Annotated in this window: 6 protein-coding genes; 2 read left to right on the top strand and 4 right to left on the bottom strand. The window is 60.4% G+C overall.

Going from position 1 to position 5,467, the window contains the following annotated elements; translation table 11 throughout:
• Together EPO09_RS01410 and EPO09_RS01415 are read left to right on the top strand one after the other, a co-directional pair.
• Nucleotides 1-274 (top strand): tRNA-guanine transglycosylase (locus EPO09_RS01410; RefSeq protein ID WP_290639435.1); only part of this gene is annotated, 274 nt, incomplete at its 5' end.
• A gap of 62 nt (nucleotides 275-336) precedes the next feature.
• Nucleotides 337-882, top strand: a complete 546-nt coding sequence (locus EPO09_RS01415) for a hypothetical protein (protein WP_290639437.1) — start codon at nucleotides 337-339, stop codon at nucleotides 880-882.
• A 19-nt stretch (nucleotides 883-901) separates the two neighbouring features.
• Here the strand turns inward: EPO09_RS01415 and EPO09_RS01420 are convergent, their stop codons facing one another.
• From EPO09_RS01420 to EPO09_RS01435, 4 genes are all read right to left on the bottom strand, one after another.
• Nucleotides 902-1,942 (bottom strand): endonuclease/exonuclease/phosphatase family protein, encoded by a 1,041-nt coding sequence (locus EPO09_RS01420; RefSeq protein ID WP_290639439.1) that lies wholly within the window; start codon nucleotides 1,940-1,942, stop codon nucleotides 902-904.
• 19 nt (nucleotides 1,943-1,961) lie between these two features.
• Nucleotides 1,962-2,639, bottom strand: a complete 678-nt coding sequence (locus EPO09_RS01425; protein ID WP_290639441.1) for a CAAX prenyl protease-related protein — start codon at nucleotides 2,637-2,639, stop codon at nucleotides 1,962-1,964.
• A gap of 91 nt (nucleotides 2,640-2,730) precedes the next feature.
• Nucleotides 2,731-4,104, bottom strand: a complete 1,374-nt coding sequence (locus tag EPO09_RS01430; protein ID WP_290639443.1) for an MFS transporter — start codon at nucleotides 4,102-4,104, stop codon at nucleotides 2,731-2,733.
• 13 nt (nucleotides 4,105-4,117) lie between these two features.
• The coding region (locus EPO09_RS01435; protein ID WP_290639445.1) for a 1-acyl-sn-glycerol-3-phosphate acyltransferase at nucleotides 4,118-5,467 on the bottom strand (1,350 nt) is incomplete at its 5' end.

The following is a 5,467-nucleotide window of genomic DNA, read 5'->3' on the forward strand; positions in this document are numbered from 1 at the left end:
ACGCTATGGCGACCTGCGCCTGCGCAACAGCCGCTACAAGGCCGACGAGCGCCCGATCGACGAAACCTGTACCTGCCACACCTGCGCCAACTTCAGCCGAGCCTACCTGCACCACCTGGATCGTTGCGGCGAGATGCTCGGCCCCATGCTGACCACCATCCACAACCTGCACTACTACCTGAACCTGATGCAGGAAGTACGCGACGCACTGGATGCTGGTCGATTTGGCGAGTTCCAGAAGCAGTTTGCTGCGGACCGCGCTCGCGGCATTTAAGGCCAGGTCTGTAGCTCGGTGCCAGGCAACAAAACTTCACAGCCAGGCCCCATACTGCCAACATGCTGAGCAACATGTTGGCCGCGCTCAAACGCGGGCTGAACGGGCTGATCTTCTGGATCGGCCACGCCATCACCACGACGGGCATCTGGCTGATCGCCCTGGTGCTGCTGTTCGAGGAGTGGGGCTGGGAATACCTGGCCGCCATCGTCGCCTGGTTTGGGCGACTGCCCGGCCTGCGCTGGATCGAAGGCCGCATACGGGCCTTGCCGCCATACGGGGCGCTGGCCATCTTTGCCATCCCCTTGCTGACGCTGCTGCCCGTCAAGCTGCTCGCGCTCTATTGGTTAGGGCACGGGCACACCGTTCTGGGTATCAGCCTCATCATCGCTGCCAAACTGGGCGGCACAGCCGTATCAGCGCGTTTGTTCATGCTGACCCGCCCCACCCTCATGAAACTGGCCTGGTTTGCCCGGGCTTTCGACAAGTGGATGCGCTTCAAGGATGGGGTGCTGGCACGCGTCAAATCCAGCCAGGCCTGGCGACAGTGGCAAAGCTTCAAACAAAGCACAAAAGCCTTGTTTCGACGCTTGCGCGATCTCTTTTAGAGCACCTGGCGCTCAGTGATCATTGCTTGACCAGCAACAGATCGGCGATCACCGGGCGATGCTCCGAGGCGATCTTGCCGCCCACTTCGGCATCCACCACACCAATGCTGTCGCTGACCAGAATATGGTCGATCCGCAACAAGGACAGTCCCGGCTTGAGCGAATGACCATGCGTGTAGCCATAGCCGAATCCGGCTGAAGAATAGGCATCCCTCAAGCCGGTATGCAACAAGGTCTTCACCACAGCGGAAGATTCCGGTGCATTCAGATCGCCCGCCACGATGCGTGGGCGCTGCGGCTTGAACTGCCGCATCTGTTCAGCCAGCAATCCCGACTGCCCCAGGCGATGGTTCATGTTGTCGCTCCAGGCGGTCAAGCCTTTGAGCCCCTCCCGACGCGTGGCATTGAGCCCTTCTCGTGGGGTCACGAAATGCACGGTCACCAGGTCAATTTCCTGACCGTGCGCCTGCAGCACGCAGTGCGCGAAACTGTGCATCTGCATATCGAACGGGATCCAGCCAGGGCCGCAATCCTTGAGCGGGAACCGACTTGCAATCAAGTACTGCCCGTAGCCATAGGTGTGGCGATCACCCACGATGGCATGGAACATGTCCGGCCGGTTTTGCTGCAATCGATTCATTTCGCTTGAATCCTGCATCACCAGCACGTCAGGATCATGCTGCATGACCTCCATGGCCAGTTCCTCAAAGCCATGTGGCCGCAAGTTGGCGTAATAGGCCTTGGTGTTGTAGGTCATGAAGCGAATGCGACCATAGCCCTCGTCCGCATGCCCCAGGCACAAACCCATGATGGGAACGAGCACCACGGCCAGCGCCGACATCGACACCACCCGCCAGGGCCAAGCCAGCCAGAACGACACGATCAGTGCCAGCACAGCAGGCGCCAGGTAGACGGGATACGGAAGATATTGCAGCAAGGCCAACACAGGCCGCCTCTCCGGGTTATCGGAGAGATTGCTCCACAGAAACACCACGCCAACGGCGACCAGCAGCACAAAGGCCTGCAGCAACCAGCCCCACCTTCCACGCACACGACTCATGGCTTGACCCATCCTCAGATCACCAGAATTGCCAGTTTCCGTAAACGACCACCCAGATACCCAGCACACCATTGGTGATGGCATGCGCCAGAATCGGCGCCCACAGAGAGCGCGTGTACCGGTACAACCAGGCATATGCCAGGCCGGCCACGATGGCCCCCAACCACTGGGTATGCGCCAGCATGAACACCAGGGTAGACAGCACCATGGCCTTCGGGGACACCTCTGAAGGATCGACTTTTTCGAAATCGGGATTGTCGATCCAGCGCATGAGGAAAGATCGCCAGAACAGCTCTTCCATGACGGGCACCAGCAAGGCCGCACCGATCCAGCGCACGGTCAACAACCCCCATTGCAGCTGCCCATCCGGGTCCACAGGTCTGAAACTGGCCGTGGGACGGCCCAGCATCATCCATGGTTCGGTCAGCAGGATCCACAGCTTGAACACCACAGCGCCCACCATCAACGCCACGACCGCTTGCAGCATCGTCAACCTGGATCCGACCGCCAGCTCGCTGTATTCGCGCCAGAAAAAGGCAATGCTGCCGCCGACGATTGCGACGGAAACCCCATACACCCAGCGCGGATCCAGCCAGGTGTTGTCTTGTGGCATGTAGCCACGCACGGCCAGCAGCACCATGAACAGGGCAAAAGGAATCACGCGGGCCCAACCCGCGCGCGTGAGCAAGCTTTCCATTTTTCAGGATCTATGACGATAGAGGTGCGGCATCAATTGGTCAGCCGCAATTCCTGTCATTGTCGCGGCAAGCCAGAAGCTGACTGCCACCTTATTCAGGCGAGGGGCCACGCCAACGTCGTAACCAGGCCACGGTCTGTCGCCACAGCAGCGGCTGCCACCAGACGGTCATCGTCACGACAAATCCATGCAACAGCGCTGCCACGGCAAAAATGCCCCCCACACCCCACCCCAAGGCCGACAGCAGCCAGGTCAACAGGGCGCTCAACAAGATCAGCAAGGCATTGAGGATGTTGTTGGCCGCAACAATGCGCGCCCGCCTGTCTGCCTCCGCCCTGAATTGCATCTGAGCGTACAAGGGCACGCTGAACAAGCCGATGGACACCGACATCATCATCTGGTCCGCCAGACCACGCCAGTGCAAGGGCCTGGCCAGAAAATCCCCCACCGAATAGGCCTTGACCTGCGCCATACCAGGATCGGTGGATATACCGTGCACCACCCAGGCGATGTCCAGGCCAAACACGCCCATGCCCGCAGCGCCCACCAGCACCAAACCCAGATCAGGCGCATCCCCCTGCTTGGCCCGGTTCAGCCATTCGCATAACAAGGCACCTGTTGCCACACCCAGCGATGTCAACACCAGCAGCAAGGCGGCGATGTCTTCGCCCGCGTGCAGCACGGTTTTGCTCAGCACCGGGAAAAGGCCAAGAAAGAACGCACCGAAACACCACATCCAGGAAATGCCCAGCAGACACAAGAACAGGACGGGTTCGTGATGGATGCGATCGAGATTGCGCCAGGTTTCCGCCAGGGGGTTCCAGTTCATCTTCAAACCGGGCGAGACCGGTGGCGTGAGCGGTACCCACTGCGCAGCAAGGCGGCCCGCCAGCGCCAACACGATGATGGCCGCGATCAAACCCCACATGCCGCCCCACCGGGGTGCCACCAGCACACCACCGCAGACCGTACCCAGCAAGATGGCCGTGAAGGTACCCATCTCCAGCAGGCCGTTGCCACCGGTCAACTCCCCTGCGTGCAAATGGCGAGGCACATAGGCGTACTTCACCGTAGAAAACAGGGTGACGTGCACGCCTGACAACAACACGCTCAACAGCAACAGCGGCACATGCTTTGCCAACAACGCCCAGCCCGCCAATAACATCATGAGCACTTCGGCCGACTTGGCCAGACGCATGAGGCGGGCCAGATCGGAACGATCAGCCCACTGCCCCGTCGTGGCCGACAGCAACACCGAGGGCAGGATGAACAAGGCGCCGAGAACCGGCCCGACCAACTCGGGCGGCAACCAAGGCACGTTGACCTGATAGGTGAGGATCAGGACAACCGTGAACTTCAGCAGGTTGTCATTGACCGCCCCCAGAAACACCGTCCAGAAAAACGGTGCAAACCGCCTCAGCCTGAGCAGCCGGATCTGATGAGCACGCGGATCCGACACAGCCACGGCTTGCCCTGCCTCAAGGCGACGGCTGATCCAGCAAGGCTTGAACGCGAACCTGCAGATCTTCAGGCGTCACGTTCTGAGGCGCCACCGGATCGCCCACCACCAGTCCAATGCGGTTGAACAGGCCGCGGCGCAAGGGTTTGGACATGGCCGCGCCTTCGATACGCGAGAAGGTAGAGCCCCACAGGTTGTGCAAGGCGGACGGGATCACGGGCACAGGATTGGTCTCCAGGATCTTCATGATGCCCGGCTTGAAGGGTTGCATCTGGCCGTTCTTGGTGATCGCACCTTCGGGGAACAGGCACAGCAACTCACCTTCATTGAGCACCTGTCGGGCCCGCTCGAATGCGCGTTCGTAAGCTTGCGGATTCTCCTTCTGAGGCGCAATCGGAATCGCCTTGACTGCACGGAAGAACCAGCCCATGCCAGGCGTCTTGAAGATGCGGTGGTCCATCAGGAAAATCATCGGACGCGGACTGCACACACCCAGAATCACGGCATCCACAAAGCTCACGTGGTTGCACACCAGGATGGCCGCACCATCGGTTGGCAGGTTCTCGTCACCACGCACCTTGAGGCGGTACACGATGCGGGTCACGAACAGCATGACCAACCGCACGATGTACTCAGGCATCAACCAGAACACATAACCCACGACGATCACATTGAGCAAGGCGGTGACCGCAAACACTTGCGGGATGGAAAAGCCCCGGCCCAGCAAAGCGCCCGCCATCAGGCTGCTCACGATCATGAACAAGGCGTTGAGGATGTTGTTGGCCGCGATGATGCGCGCGCGGTGACTGGGCTTGGCGCGCAACTGGATCAAGGCATACATCGGCACGCTGTACAGCCCCGCACTGAAAGCCAGCAAGGCCAGATCGGCCATGACGCGCCAGTGCTCATGACGAGACACGAACTCGCCTACCGACATCAAGGCCGCGCCCGACGCATGCGACAGATGCTGCGTGGCCAGGTACAAGTCAAACGCAAACACGCTCATGCCCACGGCACCAATGGGCACCAGGCCGATTTCGACGTGGCGATGCGAGAAGGTCTCGCACAGCAGCGAGCCGGTGGCAATGCCCACGGAAAAAACCACCAGCAACAGCGAAGCCACTTCGGTATTGCCACCCAGCACTTCCTTGGCAAAGGACGGGAACTGCGACAGGAACACGGCGCCAAAGAACCACATCCACGAGATGCCCAGCAAGGAACGGAACACGCTGGGGTACTCGGCAGCCAGCTTGAGGTTGCGCCAGGTCTCGGATACCGGGTTCCAGTTCAGCTTGAGATGGGGATCGGATGAGGGCGAAGCGGGGATGCGCAGCGCCACCAGCCAACCGATGAAGGCCACGGCGAAACA

This window comes from Aquabacterium sp., from assembly GCF_004297345.1.
In the GTDB taxonomy this organism is placed as follows: domain Bacteria; phylum Pseudomonadota; class Gammaproteobacteria; order Burkholderiales; family Burkholderiaceae_C; genus Aquabacterium.

Excerpts from the sequence above, each read along its gene's own strand:
- EPO09_RS01415 (WP_290639437.1), top strand. The coding sequence starts at position 337 with ATGCTGAGCAACATGTTGGCCGCGCTCAAACGCGGGCTGAACGGGCTG.
- EPO09_RS01420 (WP_290639439.1), bottom strand. The coding sequence starts at position 1,942 with ATGAGTCGTGTGCGTGGAAGGTGGGGCTGGTTGCTGCAGGCCTTTGTG.
- EPO09_RS01425 (WP_290639441.1), bottom strand. The coding sequence starts at position 2,639 with ATGGAAAGCTTGCTCACGCGCGCGGGTTGGGCCCGCGTGATTCCTTTT.